Raw genomic sequence first — 19,556 nt, 5'->3', positions numbered from 1 at the left:
TTATCGATATTCAAGCCGATCTAGCGACTTCATATTTCCTGCTTTATTTCTATGGTAATAAACAACCATTTTTCGCCGAAAGAGCAAAACCCGTCCATCTTCCCACACAACAGGCCACACACACGAATGTTGTTTGATAGCTTTTAATATGCCTACATGTTCAGGTTGCAGCGGCCCCATAGATTCAAGCCCGGTAATCTGTCCATTCCCAAGTACAACAAATTGGACTGTGATTGAATCCAGACGCATTGCCCCTTTCAGTTTTGCTTTAGGTAGCCCCATAATAGCCGATAGTTTTTTCACATAAACTTCCTCCCCTCCTAAAGGACGGGGTTCTTCTTTCGCACGATGGTATATTCTCGTACCTATTGTATCAAAATCAGCTAAATAACAGGGTGCAGCAGGATCGAAAACACGTGGATACTTGAACATCAAATAGGTGTGCTGCGGTGAACGCCAACCTTTTTCTGTAAAATAGCTAAACGGATAGCCATCGTCCACTAAATGCACAAAATAGCGTTCTCCTTCGGCAAAGCGGATCCGATCGACCTTAATCTGCTTAATACCCCTGGGATCGATAAAATACAACAAAAAATTATGATGAATGGTAACACCGGGATTCAACTGATTAAGATATCCACTATGCCAATGTACGGTAACCTGCTCAATAGGCAAGCCCGTATATCTTCTGATAAGTTCTGGCAGGGCAATACGGTCAGCAAAAAAATCTTCTTCGGTATCTACATAGATAGAACCCCTGTAGGATATACCATCTATCAGCGTATCCTGTGCTGATCGACGGATCTGTTTATAGTATTTTGCCTTTGATGCCCGAATTGTATAAGGACTAACCTGTATCGTATTGATAAAATACGCCGGATCGTCGGCATACTGATCAGAAGGTGATGGCGGATACCAGGGAGTATGGAAATAGACAGCCCCCTGGTATCCGTTTTTTGCTGTAGTCGAATAAGGTAATGCCCTACCCAGCATTGCTCCGGGATAATTGACTAAATCTTCATGTCTGATGGTTCCACCATTTAAGATAAATTCATAATTTTCGAACGCGCCATAACTTTTGGGAAATAATAGAGAACTATCCCGCCCACTGGTATTTACCTGTTGAGATAATGCCCTAGATGCTAATAGCATAAATATAAAAACAAACAGGTAATAGGTAGTGTATATTATCTTCATGGGTTGATTTTTAATTCTCTTATACTATATGGAATTCCAATATGATCCAGTGATCGAATATTTCCCCGAGAATCCGTGCTGTATAAAATTTTCATTTTCACCCAAGCATATACTGGACGTCCTCCCATGATTGCGGGATACCAAATGCAAGCATTATTTTTGATCGCCTTTAGTATATCTCCATGGCAGGCTCTTTCGGGGCTTAGGCTTTGTAGTCTTGATAGCATTCCATTTTTGAGCACAACAAATTGTACTGCGATTGAATCCCTTATTGCGGTAGGGGCTTTCTCGGTAGATAGTCCCATTGACGTAGCTAGTTTTTTCAAATAGACTTTATTACCCTTATAAGGCTGCGCAGAAATTTCGGTACTGGTAAAAATGGAATAACCGTCTTCGTCAAAATCAGGCAAGTAACAGGGGGATATTGTATCAACGGCCAGTGGATCACTAAAAATTAAATTTGCCTTGGCATTCCGCCATTTATACGTATTATCAGCGATATGAACAACATAACGTTCGCCTTCCGCAAAACGGACACGATCGATCTCTATGGTGCGAATGCCCAGGTTACCGATAGGATCCGTTTTGCCTAGGTTGAACGAATGGATTGGAAAACCTGTATCAATGATAGTACCAATATCGTCTTCATCGGTGTAACGGTTACCTAGACCACGCCAATGGACAATGACCTTTTCGAGCGGCAAATGGGTATATTTTTCAATCATTTCTGGCAGTAGAATACGGTTCGCAACAACGTCCTCATCAGTATCGATGTGAATGGTACCTTTGTATAACTTACCGTCTATTGTTGTGTCAGGTATTGTCTTGGAGATTTTATTGAAGGCTTCTATTTTGAGCAAACGAATACGATATGGGCTAACCTGTCTACCATTGACAAAATAGGCCGGATCATTGGCATAACGTACAGGGGGAGCATAGTATTCTTTATTGTGGAAATAAACGGCTCCACTGTAATGGAGCCCTCCCAAACGAATAGGGTAAGGAAACACAGTATTCAATTTCGTGCCGGGATAATTGATCAAAGAATCCTGTTCAATAACATTTCCATTCAGTACAAATGCATAGTTTTCGAAATGCCCGTGTTTGGTTGGAAACAGACTGGCACTGTCCAGATTGGCGGAATAGAGAGACTGCGCTGACGCTCGAACCTCTAATAAAAGAACAAAAATAAATAATACATAACTTTTCATTTTCTATATTTTCTAACCAAAAAATTATCGATTAATATAATCCCTATATTCTTCCTGAATCATTCCTGCAGCAGTGTATTTATTAGGAGAGGCCTTGTAGGTCGCCTCTGCAAATTCTACCGCATCAGCAACTGAAGAAAAAGTATCTATCACGCCAAATGGCTCATCAGGATCAACCAACGAAAACGCATAGATGTCCAAGAAATCTTCATTTCCCTCATCAAAGGATTCAAAATAGGCCACAGAAAAGCTTTCGTCGCTTTCCTTATCAATGCTTAACCATCTGAGTATGGTATGATCTGCTTCCTGAACAACACCCAACCATTGCTCCACTGATTTTCCTAATCTCAATCTGGATTGAATTTCATCTTTGTTTAGATACCGCATCATAAATTTATTGATACATCAGGTAACTGTATCAAAGGAGAAAAGTCACCTTTGAAAATATCTAATTCATAAAAATTATCGTCAGTATCCACGATAACAGAGATAAGCAAATACATTCCGTCGATATCGTGAGAATCCATATCGACTAGCACACCGCCAGAACGCCTATGATCCTCTCCTTCTATAATTACATGGAGGCTGCCCATTCCACCATCGTCCATTTCTTCAACAAACAAGTCTTCCAATGAAGCTATAATACCGGCTCCCTCTGGTGTATCTCGCACCAAATGGGAAATCAGCTTGATTTCCGCAGAGCGAAGTCTTCTTTTCATATTTCGCATAGTTCTATTGGCTTATCAAAGATTTATCTATATAAAGATCAATAATCACTTAAACAATTCAAACTTTTGCTATATTTATTTGCCAAGCCTTTTATGATGGACATAAACAGTATATAATAGGGGATTCGGACATTTACGAAGGGATTGTCGCTAGGTGTGAGCTATGAAAATTTTATACGTTATAGCGATGTATATTTTAATATAACACTGTTGCTATAGAGATTATCACCGCTTTTTCATCGTCATTTTCAACTGCTCTTTTTTATTTCTCTGCCTTTAATAGATGACTCAGAATAAAAAAAGTAAGTACAAACATAATTGCCTGAATGATAAATACAGGGTAAAGTAGATCTCCTTCCGCGTAGCGATATGCAAAACTTATAATTGATACCGGAAATGTAAATACCGTACCGACAACAAACCATTCGTTATAAAACGGATCACCAGTAAGAATCGAACATACCGACAAGGTACCTATTCCAACATAGGCCAAAGCAATAAAAAATGGTACTCGCTGTTCTTTGAAATACTTTATCATAAGTTTTCCTGTTATAAAAATGTGGCGCTATTATTTGCGTGCTAATTATCGAAGTGAAACGATGTGTGTAAATCCCACAAATAATCCATAATTTAAGGATTTTCTTCTCTACATGTTAAGAATCTCATATCTAAGATCAAGCAGTTGTTTATACAGGTCCTTGTAATCCTGAGATAAAAATGAATTATCAATCCATTTGAATGCCAACGGTTTATTTTTCAGAAAGATCATAAGCAGGAGCTAGTTTCCAACTATTACCACCATCGATCATTGAAAAATTTTTCAGATGCATATCGTTATTGCCCGTCAAAAAACTAAACACCGCCAATTCCAGAAAATAACTCTTATCTAACAGGGTGTTATCTGAATATTCATTTAGGGTCTTCCCTATTTTTTCCATGGAACTTTTATACTTATCGGAAGCGTCCGTAATCTGCAACATGTCCAGCATATGGATTTTTTCTCCGGTGTCTGTCCTATCTATCCGTTTGGTAATATAGGCCAATTCCCCGGAAGACATCCTTATCAGGCTTGATTTCACTACATTGATCCCGAATGCTTCGGCAATTCGCATTGTAACGTGTTCGTTCGCCGGCATTTCAGGGAAGATTTCGGAAGGTGGTTTGAAAATATAATTACCGCCCAAAGCTCCTATGACTGTCAAACGCCCTCTGTCAGGATCATTAAGTGTATCATTAACTACAGATAAAGACAATTTTGGTTGCACTCCTGGAACTGCGACACTTCTTTCGACAATATTCTTTGCTAGTTCCCCCATTTGTTCCATGGAATATTCAAAAACAGGTTGCTGTTTGGTCCCGAAAAATTCCAAGCTACAACTTTCATGAAAGTCACCTTCTGTCTCTGCATTTAATTCCCGATAACAGTACAAGCAATTTTTATTCTTCATTTTCATCATGTATTATTGGTTGCACACTTACCGCTCCTATGCAATTTTGGCAACAGGCTAAAAGCAATCCCATCCGGTCATTTCGATTCAGTTTCCAATTTTTGGAAGCAATATCTAATAACCAGCCTTCTGGAATCAGCCCTTCAAAAAAAGGAAATAATCTTTTATCAATATATGGTTTTTCTACAACCGGCATTGTGAAAGTCAGGAACTGATTTGGGTAATTCTTGATGTACATCTCATCATATTCAAAAATATATTGTCCTTCATTCGTTTCAGTAAGTTTACCAGCCAAATCATTTTTATAATATATATCTGCCCGCCTCATAATCTCTTTTATTTTCTGATTTCGTTATTTCTCTTGAGCTAACCGGTGCCAAAGTATGTCCAAACATCTTCAAAACTTGATTCACCTTTTCCAAATTTAGGTTTTCCTTTCCTTGCTCGATTTTCCGGACTACGGTTAATGCCACACCAGCTCGCTCAGCAAATTCTTCCTGTGTTAGGTTGACTTCTTTTCTCTTTGATTTTACAAAATCCGCTAATGTCATCATAATAATAAACTTTAAACAAATATACTCATTTATATGCAAAAACATATAATATCACATAATACGATATAACTATATGCAAAAACGTATAAAACAAAAAAAAGCAACACCATTATATGTAAAAGCATACAACTAAGCAGACTATTTTAAAATTATATGCATTTACGTATAAAATGGAGATTTCGGATATTATTAAGTAAAAATTGATTTTTGAATTCTCAGAATAATATTCAAATGGACAAAATCATCCGAATCGAATGGTCACCGATTTTAGAAAGTGGATAGGCAACGGTATCAAAATCTTCACTTGAGAGGATATCCAAACCGCCTTATAGTAAGCCTAGCTATGAAGCATTTGGTTTGCTTACGATAGCAAACATAGACTTTGGTATTTTTGTCAATAATACTAAGATGAAAGCTAGACTATTCAAGTACGATTATTCTGCAACGGAACAAGAATTTTCAAAGAAACAAGGTCGAGACCAGCTAAAGCGAGAGATAGAAGAAATGAAAAAACAAAAGAGGTAATTGCAGCATACCTCTAAGTGTATTAATTTTATAATTGGAAGGTGCTATTCATCCGCGACTCTTTTATAACAATTTTGATTTGGGATATCAGCAGAAAAATGACCAACACAAAATTCTATCCTATCGCTATTTACACCTATATATCCGATCCCAAGAGACTAGTACGATAATGAAAAAAAGAAAAATTGCTGCTTTCATATTTAATAATCTACCAATAAGGTCACAAATAAAAACCTGATAAATGAATTTAGTAAATTGCATTATGGAAAAGAAAACATTTTGACATCATCTGTTAAATCATTCGCGCCATTTTATGAAAGTATACTTCTTAATACCCGTTTTATTTCTTGCTTTAGCTTGTCAAAGCACAACTAAAAAAACTCCTAAAGCAAAAGCTCCAGAAAAAACTTTCAATTATTCCGCTTTTGAAAAAGACTATGCGGAAATACTGGAAGCGATATTTAACCATAACACTTACATCAATCGATTGATCATAACTGAAAAACCTGAGACTTATATTGAAAACAAATTTACCAAAGATCTGATACATACGTTTTATAAGGAGGGTTATCCTCCGGGAGATGCTATTGGTATTAGAGGAGATTCAATTCACCCCGCAGCCAAATGATCATCCGCAATCCCCTTATGTTATTCCGGAAGAGGTTGTCTTCAACAAAAATGGAATGGCTTTTCTGACACTTTTGGGTAATAATATTACCGGTAGGAACGTCGCAACACTTGATGTTGCAAATAAAAATAAATTTGAGCTTATATCAGGCTACAACTCTGTATTTTATTACTCGGGGCTGACAGTGATGCCGAACGGTATTGACTTTGGAATGAAAGAAAATTATCAAGGTTTGTTTACTTGGGATCCGATAAAGAAGGTCTCGAACTTTGTTTATGATGAGATTAGCATCCTACCTTTCCAAGATCTGGCGTTCTTAGGAAATCAATTGATCAACTATAAAACAAAAACACCAATAGGTCAACCCATCCAAGGCAACTATTGGCAATCTGATACGAAAAACAAGTTGATATATGCGATTACATGGGACCAACAATATACGACTTGGATCGTTTGTTATGACCTCAATGCAAAAGAACTGTATCGAAGACCTTTCTTTTATGACACAGGTGGTTCAAGCTATGTGAAGTTAGCTGGAAATGGAAAATATATCGTTTATTACAATGGATATTCGGAAGAATTATTTCGGTTTTCAATAGATTTTTTCAAAGGCAAAGCGAAGTTGGAGAATTGGGAATTAGTTGGAGAATTGGGAATTATAAGAAGGAAATAGTAAAACTACACTCGCTTTTCAGGTTAATGAAATGCTTTAATATAGTGCCCGGGGCTTTGTGATGACCTCAAAGCCCTAGACACAATTGATGTAATTTCCAAAGCACATTAGTAACTTTCCCGATCTGCGGGAGTAAGCAAGTTCTGGGGATTCAGCGAGCTATAAAACTTCAAAAAGATCTTTACACTTCATGGTTTTGTCGTGCATCGTCATGATAACTTCGCTTTTTCCTCTGGATGCAAATGCCGGTACGATAAATCGAAGTTCTTCAGAACTTCGAAAAACGCTGGTAGCATATGCTCCACCTATGGTCACATTTATTTGGCTGAGCCCCCGACCTTTAATCGTGACGACATCACCGGGATACCCTTTTAACGGACTAATACTAGTGACTTCAAAATTGCGAATATATAACTGCTGTTTTTGGGGTGAATAATAATTCTCATTATAATTGTAATTTACGCTATAACCGATCTGAATTTCTGTACTGCCAATGATATAACCTGGCAAAGCAAATTGTATTTTACCGTCTCGAGCAACAGGATACTCGTAAATTCCATTTCCGATAACCGAATAAGTCTGCCCCTCGATGAAATTGCCTGTAATCGTAAATGGCTCACCAACAAATTTTGTCAAATCTGCTGGTGTATTCCACTTCAAGGTCCTAACCTCTACTCGCTCCGTAGAACTGACTGAATAATAAGGGCTACTGTATCCAAAAGTGTAAACGCCATCTGAGACATCGCCTACGGTAAATGTCTCTATACTCCCGGTACTGCTATCAAAAAAATGGGCGATGCTATGTTTACCTAGATAATAACTAGCTTTTTCTGGGTTCATGAGATAGGTATACATATCAATCCCATCGATCCTCATTAAGGAAGGAGAATGGATCACCTTTTTTGTAAAATGGATATTGCTACCAAGCGGTCTGATCAATTCAATGGAATCTTTGAAAATAACGGAATCCTTCCCATTATGGAAGCCCAATTGAAATTTGCCTCCTTTTAGGCTTTCAATTTCATATAAATTGACCTGGCGATAGCATTCAACTTTTTTTCCATTGATCAGCATATAAAATGGCGCCGACATAGGCATTCCATCCCATTTTATTGCGTTGCCCGTGATGGGTATAGGCTCGTTTAGATAAAACTTAGTTTTTACGGGTGGATTGGCTACACCTAAAACTTCAATGTTAGCTATTGTCCTATTGCTGGCAAAACCCGATTGATCTTTAACACGTAAAAAAACAGATACCTTATTTCCATGATAGAAGTTATCAGATTTTGGAAAAATAAAACTAAGGCTTTTTCGATCACTACCGACTTGATAGGGTATGACATGCTCACCCTGATATTGGCTCTGATAATATAACTTTATATTTTCGGAGAGGAACTGAAAATCACCAGTAACGGTTACTTTATTGTTATTAGGCACAAGCTTATCTTCCAAAAGATTGATCTTAATTCCATCCACTTCAAACGTATTGGGCTCGCCACGATAGAAACCATTTTTTGTTTTGACATACAAAGTATACTGATAACGATCTCCCAACTCAAAATTACTGTTGTGCTGGTATTTCAATGTAACATTCCCGACTGTAGCTTTTTTTCCCAAGCTGACAACAGTTTCCTTCTCGCCGTTTGTGGTGGTTACCTTTTGGATTAAGAATCCGCAATCCTCCACAGGTATCCCATTTAATCGAGCTATATGTCCATTTAAGGTAACCGTTTTATCTTCCAAATCACTGAATGTAGTGGTTTCCAGTTGAATGGGACTGTAATCGACAGGCTCGATGACTTCTTTCTTTTTGCACCCAACCAAAATGCTTAAACTGCTTATAGATAGCCAAAGCAAAAAAAATGCAACTATATATATAGACCTGGTCTTTTTCATAATTTATTTTTTGCGATTAAAGTATTTCAAGGTAATCACTAGCGAAAACAACGTTTTCAATGACATAATTAAAAAATTTGGCGTTCACCCGGTATTTACCTTTTGGTAGATCATCCGGTACTTTAAACTGTATTTTATCGTTCTGGGATAGCGTATGTTGAATCTCCCTATCAGCAATTCGCACTTTGTATCCATTCAATCCATGTCCCTCAATCGTAATCAGGGTTCCTGCTGTAGCACGTAATGGAGAGACCGAATTGATTACAGTAGCCTTGACTTGTAATGGAATAGCATTGGAATAGTAATTTTTCTGTTGTCCCATCTCGCTGAGATATGTCACCTGAGCTTGATAATTTCCGGCTTTGGTAGCAGGTACTTCAAATATGATCTCACCCGACGTATTACAGGTTGAAAAATAGCTTTCTTGAGCCGGATCAATACGCAATCCATAAGACCGCCTTAGTATAAATGTACCTTTTAACTTTATTTTATCTCCAGCATAACATTCCGTATGACTGCTTGAACTGATATGTACGCTCTTTACTTTAATTTTATTGTTGCTTGTATAGCTGAAGAAACTATTTTTCATTTCCAAGGAGTACTCACCGTCTGGAATATCGTCTATGGCTAACTCCCCCTTTTTTGATGTATTATCCCGAAGTAAATAATAGGCTTTCTTATTTCCAACAGTAGCATAACCATAAAAATCAAATCGACCAGGATCTGGCCCTACTACTTCAAAATTAGTCCCCGGATGAACATACTCTGGGATCATCTTGAACTCATCGGGATCAGCTTCTTTAAGCTGCAAAGGCTGTGGAAAGGTGATCGTGTCGCGCCCATTCGTGTACCCTATCGGAAAAGTCTTACCCTTCTGACTTTTAACAAAGTCATAAAGTCTCAAGTAATTGGAGTACTTCAAAAAAACATTACCGACGAAAACTTGCAGCCTGGCATTGTCATTATATTCTCTTATAGATGAGGGTAACTGAAGATTTTCATCGACATAGTATGTATAGATCGCAGGGGGAACTAATGTCGCCAGAATAAAACCTTGAGCGACAATAACGCTTAATTGTCCGCCATTTTTTTCTTTGCCAATTAATCTAAAGGTCGCATTATTGCCCTGCTCTATTCCAGCCGGGACTTTGAAACGAATACTTTTGCCCGAATTGATAAGTTCAAATGGCACTTTCTGCTCTTCGGATGGTACGTAACCGTAGTATAAACCGTAATTTTTTTCAGCATCGCCAAACTCGCCATCAACAGTGATGATCTCCCCTACGACAACTGTGAGATCTTCCTTGGGCTTTACCCTAAGGCTACTTACCAAAAACCTAGCGGGTTGACTGTAATAAAGCCCTTTTTCCGTCCGAACAAAGTATTTACAAGTATAATAATCACCTTCTTTGTAATGCTCAGGGTCGGGAACTTTAAAAGTAATACGACCTGATTGTAAACTTGTGGTAATGGCATATTCCTTTTTTACGGGAGTCTCGTCGCTATATTTTTCAATTAAAAAGCCATGCGACTGAATGGCATCACTATTGTTCAAATATCTGACTTCAGCTGCTAGGATCAAATTATTGCCTGCATTACTCTCCGGTGTCAAAATGACGACCTCTGTGGGATTATTGTCGGGAGGTACTACGGTTTCTTCCTTTACACAGGAAACTGTTATAAATATAAGAATACTACATAGGAAAGCTATAGTCTGCCTCCTAGTAATTTGCTTAATTACATGATTACAATTCATCGGATCAAATAGGCTAAATCTCGTCTGCAAAATACAGACAATTCTACGATATAAAAAATTAATTGAATAAAAAAAGTAATGGATAGATTACTTCGAAAGAAAAATAAGGACAAACCGTTAGATATTTAAACTTTCTCTATATTAGCTTTGTATAGAAAACCGTTGAAAGCAATCACAAAATAATCGATAATTATACGGAACTTGTTTTAAATTAACTTAATTAAAAAAATATTACCATCGATTTAAAAAAATGATTCCAGAAACTTTCTTTTCGTCTGATTTGATCCTTGAAAACGATACAGTTCTATTACGTCCTTCGACTATGGACGATCTTTACAGCATAGAAACGATAAGCTATAACAAAGCATTGGGTGAATTTGGAGCGCGAGTCAAGAACAGAAATTATTTAATTGATCATTTTAACTTCTTCCTAAGTGCAAAAGGAGCTAAAGAACTTTATCCGCTAATAATCATCGGCAAGAAAGATAATGTAAACGGCAGGTCAAGTGGCGAAAGCATTTAGGGTGAAGCCAACATTCAAATCATCAAAGGAAAACACCTTCATATATACCATTGAGCCGGGTAACTACGCTATTCTAAACTATTGGTGGACCAATAGTAAGTGGTATGGTGGCAAAATGTATACAGAATATATTTTCAAGAATACGGATACAACAGATGGTTTTGAAGATAAAGTAAATGCTGGCCTGATAAGTATAGACAAATTAGAACGCTTTACTTTTAAGATTACAGAAAACTCATTAAACTATCTGGGAACCTGGCATTTTAAAACCCCTCCTGTTTCATTCACGAACGATAAGGTCATACTCGACAAGAAAATGAAAGATAGGTACAAAAACATTGACTTTTCCAAAGCTAATGTAGTTATGCCGAGCTAACAAGCTCAAATCAGGAAATGATAAAACATGTAGTATAAGAATCTCACGTTATTAAAAAAATAAATAATACTGGAGCCCAAGCCCATCATAATATGAGAATTGATATGGATCATTTAGAATCGATACCCTATAAACATCGGCCCATGTATTACTATTTTTTTTAGTATATTTACTCGCTTAAAATAAAATCTGTAATAGCCAATTATTCCGTCTATTTTTTTCAAACTGACGAAGAATAACTATCAAATCTAAATATATGGCAAAGAATAAAAAGATTAATGTACAGGGAAAGGAAATAACAATCATCCTCGACAATGGAAAAGAGTTTATTTCACTTACTGATATGCTAAAAGCTAAAGATGGAGACTTTTTCATTTCTGACTGGCTTCGAAACAGAAACACAGTTGAATATCTGGGTATTTGGGAAAGCATTTATAACCCTCTTTTTAATTATGGCGAATTCGCCATAATTAAAAGTCAAGCCGGACTTAACAGTTATAAAATCAGTGTTAAAGATTGGGTTAAGAAGACAAATGCTATCGGCTTAAAAGCGACCGCAGGAAGATATGGGGGGACATATGCGCATCCTGATATAGCTTTTGAATTCGGCATGTGGATTAGCCCACATTTTAAAATTTACTTAATCAAAGAATTTCAGCGTCTAAAAGATGAAGAAAATGATCGTTTGAAATTGAACTGGGATTTACAAAGGACACTAGCCAAAGTAAATTATCACATCCATACTGATGCAATAAAGGAAAACCTCATTCCAGCTGAAATTACCAAGCAGCAAGCGAATTTCGTTTATGCGAGCGAAGCCGATATACTGAATGTCGCACTATTTGGTATGACAGCCAAACAATGGAGAGATACTAATCCTGACAAAAAGGGCAATATTCGAGACTACGCAATTATAGAACAGTTGGTCGTGCTAAGCAACATGGAAAGTATAAATGCGTTGCTGATCCAACAAGGCCTACCACAAAATGAAAGACTTATACAACTGAACAAAGTAGCGGTAACCCAAATGAAGTCGCTCGTAGAAAATAAGGCTGTTAAAAAATTGAAATAGAAAATCACACGTATTTTTAGAGAAAGGTTCTACAATGATTAAAACTTGTCCATACTTAAAAAAAATAGCTTCATGCCCCAATAAAGCAAACATATTTGTAGCAATTCTGAGAATTCATTTAAATTGATTATGTGTATGGTCAAATATCGGCCAAGACAGCAGTAAATTACTTTGTGCTAAATTTTAGATAATGGTCTTTAATCGGTATCCCATCTGCAGTCCGGAACGCATTCCCTGTAATGATGATCTCATAGGTTTCGTTTGGTTCCAATTCCCAGTCTATACCCCTAAATGACCGTCCATGTCCCAATAAGGGCCTGTCGAAATTTATCTTCAGCTCCTTTAAGGTATTGCTGACATTGGTTTGTCCATCCTGAATACCCTCAAAAGAAATAATTTTTGGTCTCCTTTCTTCAAAGGACTCATCTAAAGAAGAAATATTTGTAGCATAGGATTGATAAGCCTCAGCAAGTACAGGCATATAACTCTCTAAAGTAGGATATTTGTCGCGCTGACGGTCAAAGTTTTCTAGTTCATCAACGAGTTTTTCAATCCAAAGAAATCCCCTATCTAGCTGTTCATTGGTTTCCTTTGAGATTTCTTCGGAGTTGAAATGATGATCTTTCAGATATTTAATAACCGCAGCTCGAACCAATGCCTCATTCAGCATCGTTTGCCAGCTACGGTATGCCTGCCGGTTCATTTTTTCCTTTACAACACCATATAATTTTTCACCGCTTTCCCTAAAAATTGTCGTGTCTTCTATCGGAAAATGTCAAATTGAATCTTTATATTCTCGTAAATTCAAGCACCAAGTCTCCATCTTTCAACAACAAGCGTTGTTCTTCTGGCATAAACTCTAAGATGCTACCTTCATCATCATAGACAAATGTATAGTCTGACTTATAGCGATAAGGAACATACATCTGTCCATTGTCTGATAACTGACCGATCAAATTCTTGCCATCTGAAGAAATCGTCATTGTTTGACTCCCCACCTTACATCGATAGGTCCCTGCTATTTTGCGAAACTTGTCCTCAGTCAGGTCTTTTGTTTTATTGAAATCGGGTAAGATGGGATCTCTACCATAAACATATTGAATGAGTGTATTTTGGACTTCGCCTAGGTTAATATTAACGGCGTTACACAAAGTCACGATCCCCAGCTTTTCCGCAGGAAAATACCAATAATCCGAGAAATAATTTTCAATTCTACCACCGTGAATATACCCTATTGGATTCTTAAATCGTGCTTTTTCTATTCCCATTCCGTATTCCCCCTTACTCTCGGGTAACATTAACGCAAGGCTCTCCTTGGAGATTAATTTACCCTCAAACAGTCCTGAAAGAAATCGATTAAGTTCTACAGCTGTAGTCGCTATACCACCGCTAGCGGGATGATTGGAAAAATTTACATTTGAATTTTTAATATATTTATTTTGAATATTATACGATACCGCTTCATGTCTATTGGGATCTGTCTCTGCAGAGAAGTAAGTATTGTTAAGTCTAAGTGGTTTGCATATCTTTTCATTTAACAGTGTAGCGTAAGACTTCTGATATACTTTCTCCAATATAAACCCTAATAGTACATAATTCGTATTGCTGTATTCGAAGGCAGTATTTGGTTCAAAATTGCTTTTAAAATCCTTAATATAGTTAAAAACTTCTGCTTCTGTATGAAATTTCTGGTCCCATATTTCGTTCCCATCGATTTCAGTAAAGTTAACTATGCCACTACGATGCTTCAATAATTGCTCTATAGTGATCTTTTCGGCATTTTTAATTTGGGGATAAAATGTCGAAAGATACGTCTCCAAACGTAGTTTTTGTTCTTCTACAGCCTTGAGAATTAAAACAGCCGTGTAAGTTTTTGTATTGGATGCAATACGGAATTTTGTACTGCTATCGTTTTTTCTTTTAGAATCAACATCGGCATAGCCTATTGAACTTGTATAAAATAGACTATCATTGTGCAGTACCGCTACACTTCCCATCATTTTATTATTTCGGAAAAGATGATCAAAATACGCATTTAACTTTTCTTGCGCTACCAATGTTGTATCGCCGAGAAAAGCAAATAAAACAATAAGCACGGAGATATTCTTACTACATTTTAGCAAACACATATATAAGGGATTTATTGAAAGATCTATTTGTATGTTTTCAATGGTCCAACAGCTGTATTGGATTGCTCTAATTTACATAACTAATTGATTTATTTATTTTATAAAAATATATATCCTTATTATACATAGCGGGAGAAGTATAATACCACGAGGTTAGCGCAAATTTTTATGGAAGCAGACAGCCTCAATAAAGATTGTATTATCTATATGTCAGAAGTATTAAAATTCACATTGCGATTATCCCGAAAATATCGGTTTCGTCATACCATGCCAATAATTTACCAACTCTATAAAGTGTATGCTATCTTTCATAGGTCTATAGCATCGGCCCATAGAAACATCATAGATGAAATTAGCGCTTAATATACCCTCTTAGGTATTGACCAAAATTAGTGGGAGAGTTAAAAGTTAATGAAATCTATTGGTTGTTAGATCGAACCAACCTCTTATTATCGTTACCGTCATTAGGAGAAGCATTCTCCCACTTCATTTCCTTCGTATTCAATTTTTTTATCAGATACTGTTCTGTATATATCTTGCGCTCATCGTAGAGTGTCACCAAAGTCTTATCATTACTTAATACATAGGTTCTGAAAATAGTCGTATCTCGATTTGAAAGCGCATTGTATATATTCTTAATACAGGTCATATCTGAGTTGAATTTGTATGTAACAGAACCATCTACGGCCATTCTAGGATCATCATTTGCGACGGTCCATTTACCGATCAGGTTATCAATGGCTATCTTTTCATCTTTTTTGCAAGAGCCAAGAACGACAGCAATTAAGGCTGGAAGCAGAACTCTGTATTTTCTTTTCATAACTTATTGATTATTTATATATCAACAATACGAGTGAATTTGAAAATATGCTACAGTAATGTTTATAATCTCCATCTTGTCCATGTAAATACATATTACAAAATTGCATGCTGCTAGTCATTACATATTCCTTTATCAAAGTTTTGTAGCTGATCAAACAGCGAATAAGGTGGGAATCCAACCTCAGCAAAAATTGAATTAATTCAAACAGCGTAATAAAGTAATAAACGACATAAATCAGCACATCAAAAGAAATTTATCTTAGAAGAGGGCGTAATATTTCCTAAGCAGTTTTTATGAATAACCACGAACGGATGCTATCCGAATTGGGATTCGATTCTTAAGTCAAACTTACAGGGAGACAAACATGATTTACAAAATATATTTCTAAGAATACGGATACATTGGATCGTTTTGAAGATAAATTAAACACGTGCCTGATAAACATCGATCGATTAGAACATTTTACTTTTAAGATTACAATTAGTTGATGACGGAGCAGAAATTTAGAAAGTACTATACTTTCTAAGTATGGCATTTATCTTTTCCATGTCAATCCTTCCTCCAGTCTTGTAGTAAACGATCTTACCATTTTGGTCCAAAAGAACCAGCCTAGGAATGCTGGTAAAACCAAGAGAATTACTCAGTATACCCCCGCGGTCAAAACCGTGAACCCAGTTCATCTCATTTTCTTTAACACTTTTTAAGAAGCTTACTGAATCACGATCTATTGAAATGCTTACTATCTTCAACAATTCCTTTGAAAAAGTTTCACGTAAAAGTCTTAAGTCAGGAATTTGTGCTACGCAAGGGCCACACCAACTTGCCCAAAAATCCATTAGCACAAAGCGTTCACGTTGATTCTTTAAAAAAATGGTATCCCCATAGATATCTTTAAAATAAATATTTGGCATCATGTCTCCTTCTTTAATAAGTATTGGAGTGATTTTGTGTTCTATATCTTGGGCTATCTGTTTACCTTCCACAGTTAATCTAAACTCACTAGGAAACGTCCGTTTGTAGTAATCCAGTAGATTTTTATAATAATCAGAATCATCTTCGACTGAAAGTGTTGGAAAGAGAACTTGTTCCTTAAAGTATAGAAAAGAGAAAAAGTCGTCTGGGTAAGATGCTAATAGAGCCATTGATTTTACATTCATTTCTTTCGTTAATTTCTTCAGTGCAAATTTGACGGAATCGTTCGTGCGAATTTCGGATCCATGTTTGCTCCATAACTCACTAAGTTGGAAGTTCTCTGTTTTTAGATCGCTTCTTAGTTTGCGAAAAATTGGACTGGAGACTGTATCATAAATCGGTGTAATATTGCCTGTTTGATCAGAATAAAAAGGAAAATCCACTCTACTTGAATCATAATGTATATTTATAGTAGGTATTTGATTTTTAATGAAATAATCATAATATTTACCCTTATATGAAATTGAGATTCTTGGGTAAGGTGTATAAGAAGCTCTCTCTAGCAGCATCAGCGTATCTTCCTGACGCGCTTTGATAAAATCTTTCACGAGACCATCATCAAAATGCATATTAAACAGCTCTCTATTTATACCTTCAAGGTGTATTTTAAGCTTAACGTTCTCTTGGCCCCATAAAAGTGGACTAGGCATTAGGAGGAAGAAGAAAAAGTGAATTAAACGCATATATTTTTTATAATAGTTTGAAAAAGGCGTTAAAAATATAGCGCCAAATATTGATTACGGATAGCAATGAACTCCAGATACTTCACCTTGAGATCTTATGTAAATAGACTTCAAAATGAAGATAATCATTTGAACCTAGAAAAATTTTTGAAAATTGATAAACAGCGAATTGGCTCCCTGTTTTTGACGAATTCGCCCATCATTTACTCAAGCTTCTAGATGCACATCAGGCGCGTTAAATATCTATTTAGAAACGACAGCTATCCCAAATAATGGTATTGAACTATCAGAGCCTATCGATAATCGGACATGCATTTTTTATCTATGACTATCTATTTGCGCCAAATTAATTATCCAATTGCAGATTTAGAAACGCCTTTAGTATAAGTTGCAAGAGACAAATAGATATTTTATCACTTTAAACCGATAGTACTAAGCAGCGATACTACTATTCTAAATCAAGGCATTATTTACAAGAAAACAGATAATATTCGGTATACAAAATACGGTTGTAGTCAATGGATCTTATTTTGATTTGGAATAACTGAATGTTTGTTTCTATTTAGTAGTATTTATTTTATTTATGGCCAAAATCGAAATAACTGCCTTTAAACGAACCTTATATTATGAAACTTAGAAACATTGTTTTCAAGAATAAAAATTCTGAGCCAATCACCAATGATTCTCAGGGTATAGAACATCTGGCGAAAACTTTACCTTGGAATTCTGCGAAAAGCGTATTGGGATGACGATTAAAGACTATAAGCATAGCTTGCAAAGAAAAGTCTTTTAAAAATTTCCCAACGGAAGACGGACTACCGGCTAATAATGTCAACTCAATCATGGAAGACCGTAAGGGAAAAATGTGATTTGGATTATATGGACTTGATATGGACTAATTTAGACAGTGTTGTCAATAGAGATTTCAAGCATTCCTCCCGATATAATCAGATGGGGCGAAGCTATGGCAAGCATCAATTCTATATTTCGCTACCGCCATCGCTGACAGGAATAGGATCGTTTTTGATCGTTAATTCTCTGTGTGTAAGTCCCCATCCAATCATTGCTTCGATAATACCCATCATATTCTTTCCAGATGCCGTCAGATTGTACTCGATAATATGATCTACTTCGGTTCTTTCCACAATACCATTGATCTCTAATTCCTTCAATTCTTTGGAAAGCATTTTAGGCGTTATTTTAAGCACGTTATCTTTTAAATCTTTGAAACGGGTATTCTTACGAAAAAGGGAGGCAATGATGGGCAATTTCCATTTACCGCTCACTACATTTAAAGTATCCATTAATGCCAAAACATAACTGCGTGGACATGCTTCAGATCCACTATTGATTATTTCTTCAAAACTTTTCATTATCAGCTAAAAGATTTGGTATACATATGTATACCGTTAATTGTGTCTCCAAAAGTCGAATAGACGTAATGGCTTTTCTAACTTTGTAAAGTTAAAAAAATATATTATTATGATGTTAATAACAGGAGCAACAGGACAATTCGGTGGTAAAGCTGTCGAACATTTACTAAATAAGGGGGTTCAACCTTCCGAAATTACGCTATTGGTTAGAGACGCGGAGAAAGCAAAAAGATTCGAAGCAAAAGGAATAAATATACGTATCGGAGATTATCAGAATGAAGCTTCATTAATGATGGCGATGCAGGATATAGACAAATTGTTTTTGGTATCTAGTAATGATAAACAGGCCTACGAAAACCGCACCGTTCACCACAAAGCAGTAATCGATGCTGCAAAACAAGCAAATGTAAAACATATCGTCTATACCTCTTTTGTTCGTGTTCCGGGATTTGAACAATCTGCTATCGCAGGTTTTCAGCAATCGCACGTAGATACAGAAGCTACTTTAAAAGATAGCGGCATAACGTACACCATCCTTCAAAATGGTATTTATTTTGAAATGCTCTCTATTTTTACCGGTGCTGATGTTGCCAAAAATGGTACGATATTATTCCCGGCAGGTGATGGAAAAGCAAGTTATGTTTTACGTGAAGAACTGGCAGAGGCCGCAGCTCACGTTTTGACTACCGAAGGACACGAAAACAAAACCTATTCACTAACAAATACTACATCCTTTAACTTTAACGATGTCGCCGAAGCAATAGGAAATACTATAGGTAAGGGTATAAATTATGTATCGCCTGATGTAGCCGAATATGAGGCTATACTAAAACAGGCAAATGTGCCGGAAGCATTCGTAGGTGTTTTTAGTATGTGGGCGATGGCTCAAGCACAAGGAACCATGGATGTTGAAGATGATACATTGGAACAATTTTTAGGAAGAAAACCAACGTCACTACAACAATTCATTAACATACTGTACAAATAAT

General features: G+C 36.5%; 21 protein-coding genes. 6 read left to right on the top strand and 15 right to left on the bottom strand.

Annotation, left to right across the window (positions count from 1 at the left end):
• From B3139_RS17900 to B3139_RS17865, 8 genes are all read right to left on the bottom strand, one after another.
• Positions 1 to 1,197, bottom strand: coding sequence for a hypothetical protein (locus B3139_RS17900; RefSeq protein ID WP_293884905.1), 1,197 nt, complete (start codon positions 1,195 to 1,197; stop codon positions 1 to 3).
• A complete protein-coding gene (locus tag B3139_RS17895) occupies positions 1,194 to 2,408 on the bottom strand; it encodes a hypothetical protein (protein ID WP_293884904.1) in 1,215 nt (404 codons plus the stop codon). Before B3139_RS17895 ends, B3139_RS17900 begins: the two co-directional genes overlap by 4 nt.
• Positions 2,409 to 2,432: 24 nt before the next feature.
• Entirely contained in the window at positions 2,433 to 2,798 is a 366-nt protein-coding gene (locus tag B3139_RS17890; RefSeq protein ID WP_293884903.1) for a hypothetical protein, read from the bottom strand.
• Positions 2,795 to 3,127, bottom strand: a complete 333-nt coding sequence (locus B3139_RS17885) for a DUF6984 family protein (RefSeq protein ID WP_293884902.1) — start codon at positions 3,125 to 3,127, stop codon at positions 2,795 to 2,797. The genes B3139_RS17890 and B3139_RS17885 overlap by 4 nt, the downstream gene beginning before the upstream one ends.
• 271 nt (positions 3,128 to 3,398) lie before the next feature.
• The gene (locus tag B3139_RS17880) at positions 3,399 to 3,674 is read right to left on the bottom strand and encodes a hypothetical protein (protein WP_293884901.1); all 276 of its coding nucleotides are present in this window, start codon (positions 3,672 to 3,674) and stop codon (positions 3,399 to 3,401) included.
• 211 nt (positions 3,675 to 3,885) lie between these two features.
• Complete coding sequence (locus B3139_RS17875; protein WP_293884900.1) at positions 3,886 to 4,584, bottom strand: HipA domain-containing protein; 699 nt, start codon at positions 4,582 to 4,584, stop codon at positions 3,886 to 3,888.
• Positions 4,574 to 4,912 carry a HipA N-terminal domain-containing protein gene (locus B3139_RS17870; protein WP_293884899.1) on the bottom strand — a complete coding sequence of 113 codons (339 nt, stop codon included), beginning with the start codon at positions 4,910 to 4,912 and terminating at the stop codon, positions 4,574 to 4,576. The genes B3139_RS17875 and B3139_RS17870 overlap by 11 nt, the downstream gene beginning before the upstream one ends.
• Positions 4,887 to 5,138, bottom strand: a complete 252-nt coding sequence (locus B3139_RS17865; protein WP_293884898.1) for a type II toxin-antitoxin system Y4mF family antitoxin — start codon at positions 5,136 to 5,138, stop codon at positions 4,887 to 4,889. The genes B3139_RS17870 and B3139_RS17865 overlap by 26 nt, the downstream gene beginning before the upstream one ends.
• A gap of 838 nt (positions 5,139 to 5,976) precedes the next feature.
• Here B3139_RS17865 and B3139_RS17860 point away from each other — a divergent pair.
• Together B3139_RS17860 and B3139_RS17855 are read left to right on the top strand one after the other, a co-directional pair.
• The gene (locus B3139_RS17860) at positions 5,977 to 6,291 is read left to right on the top strand and encodes a hypothetical protein (RefSeq protein ID WP_293884897.1); all 315 of its coding nucleotides are present in this window, start codon (positions 5,977 to 5,979) and stop codon (positions 6,289 to 6,291) included.
• Positions 6,245 to 6,964: a hypothetical protein gene (locus B3139_RS17855; protein ID WP_293884896.1), complete on the top strand. Its 720-nt coding sequence runs from the start codon at positions 6,245 to 6,247 to the stop codon at positions 6,962 to 6,964. The genes B3139_RS17860 and B3139_RS17855 overlap by 47 nt, the downstream gene beginning before the upstream one ends.
• 159 nt (positions 6,965 to 7,123) lie before the next feature.
• On the opposite strand, the gene B3139_RS17850 is transcribed toward B3139_RS17855, so the two are convergent.
• Positions 7,124 to 8,860, bottom strand: coding sequence for an IPT/TIG domain-containing protein (locus B3139_RS17850; protein WP_293884895.1), 1,737 nt, complete (start codon positions 8,858 to 8,860; stop codon positions 7,124 to 7,126).
• A 16-nt stretch (positions 8,861 to 8,876) separates the two neighbouring features.
• Positions 8,877 to 10,616 (bottom strand): IPT/TIG domain-containing protein, encoded by a 1,740-nt coding sequence (locus tag B3139_RS17845; protein ID WP_293884894.1) that lies wholly within the window; start codon positions 10,614 to 10,616, stop codon positions 8,877 to 8,879.
• Between the two features lie 250 nt (positions 10,617 to 10,866).
• Here B3139_RS17845 and B3139_RS17840 point away from each other — a divergent pair, with 250 nt between their 5' ends.
• The 3 genes from B3139_RS17840 to B3139_RS17830 all read left to right on the top strand — a co-directional run bounded on the left by B3139_RS17840 (position 10,867) and on the right by B3139_RS17830 (position 12,587).
• Complete coding sequence (locus B3139_RS17840) at positions 10,867 to 11,139, top strand: hypothetical protein (RefSeq protein ID WP_293884893.1); 273 nt, start codon at positions 10,867 to 10,869, stop codon at positions 11,137 to 11,139.
• Positions 11,123 to 11,515, top strand: coding sequence for a hypothetical protein (locus B3139_RS17835; RefSeq protein WP_293884892.1), 393 nt, complete (start codon positions 11,123 to 11,125; stop codon positions 11,513 to 11,515). The genes B3139_RS17840 and B3139_RS17835 overlap by 17 nt, the downstream gene beginning before the upstream one ends.
• Positions 11,516 to 11,771: 256 nt before the next feature.
• On the top strand, positions 11,772 to 12,587 hold the full coding sequence (locus B3139_RS17830; RefSeq protein WP_293884891.1) for a KilA-N domain-containing protein: 816 nt from the start codon (positions 11,772 to 11,774) through the stop codon (positions 12,585 to 12,587).
• Between the two features lie 166 nt (positions 12,588 to 12,753).
• Here the strand turns inward: B3139_RS17830 and B3139_RS17825 are convergent, their stop codons facing one another.
• From B3139_RS17825 to B3139_RS17805, 5 genes are all read right to left on the bottom strand, one after another.
• Positions 12,754 to 13,338 (bottom strand): DUF4932 domain-containing protein, encoded by a 585-nt coding sequence (locus B3139_RS17825; RefSeq protein ID WP_293885077.1) that lies wholly within the window; start codon positions 13,336 to 13,338, stop codon positions 12,754 to 12,756.
• Between the two features lie 37 nt (positions 13,339 to 13,375).
• Positions 13,376 to 14,716, bottom strand: coding sequence for a serine hydrolase domain-containing protein (locus tag B3139_RS17820; RefSeq protein WP_293884890.1), 1,341 nt, complete (start codon positions 14,714 to 14,716; stop codon positions 13,376 to 13,378).
• A 418-nt stretch (positions 14,717 to 15,134) separates the two neighbouring features.
• The gene (locus B3139_RS17815) at positions 15,135 to 15,536 is read right to left on the bottom strand and encodes a hypothetical protein (RefSeq protein WP_293884889.1); all 402 of its coding nucleotides are present in this window, start codon (positions 15,534 to 15,536) and stop codon (positions 15,135 to 15,137) included.
• 506 nt (positions 15,537 to 16,042) lie between these two features.
• Positions 16,043 to 17,194, bottom strand: a complete 1,152-nt coding sequence (locus B3139_RS17810; protein ID WP_293884888.1) for a TlpA family protein disulfide reductase — start codon at positions 17,192 to 17,194, stop codon at positions 16,043 to 16,045.
• 980 nt (positions 17,195 to 18,174) lie between these two features.
• On the bottom strand, positions 18,175 to 18,567 hold the full coding sequence (locus B3139_RS17805) for a winged helix-turn-helix transcriptional regulator (RefSeq protein WP_293884887.1): 393 nt from the start codon (positions 18,565 to 18,567) through the stop codon (positions 18,175 to 18,177).
• 109 nt (positions 18,568 to 18,676) lie between these two features.
• On the opposite strand from B3139_RS17805, the gene B3139_RS17800 reads away from it, so the two are divergent.
• Positions 18,677 to 19,555, top strand: coding sequence for an SDR family oxidoreductase (locus B3139_RS17800; RefSeq protein WP_293884886.1), 879 nt, complete (start codon positions 18,677 to 18,679; stop codon positions 19,553 to 19,555).
• Position 19,556: the final 1 nt, after the last annotated feature.

Source organism: Sphingobacterium sp. UBA1498, assembly GCF_002325125.1.
Taxonomy (GTDB): Bacteria; Bacteroidota; Bacteroidia; order Sphingobacteriales; family Sphingobacteriaceae; genus Sphingobacterium.
The sequence above is the reverse complement of the archived record's forward strand: the minus strand, read 5'-3'. Positions and strand labels throughout refer to the sequence as shown.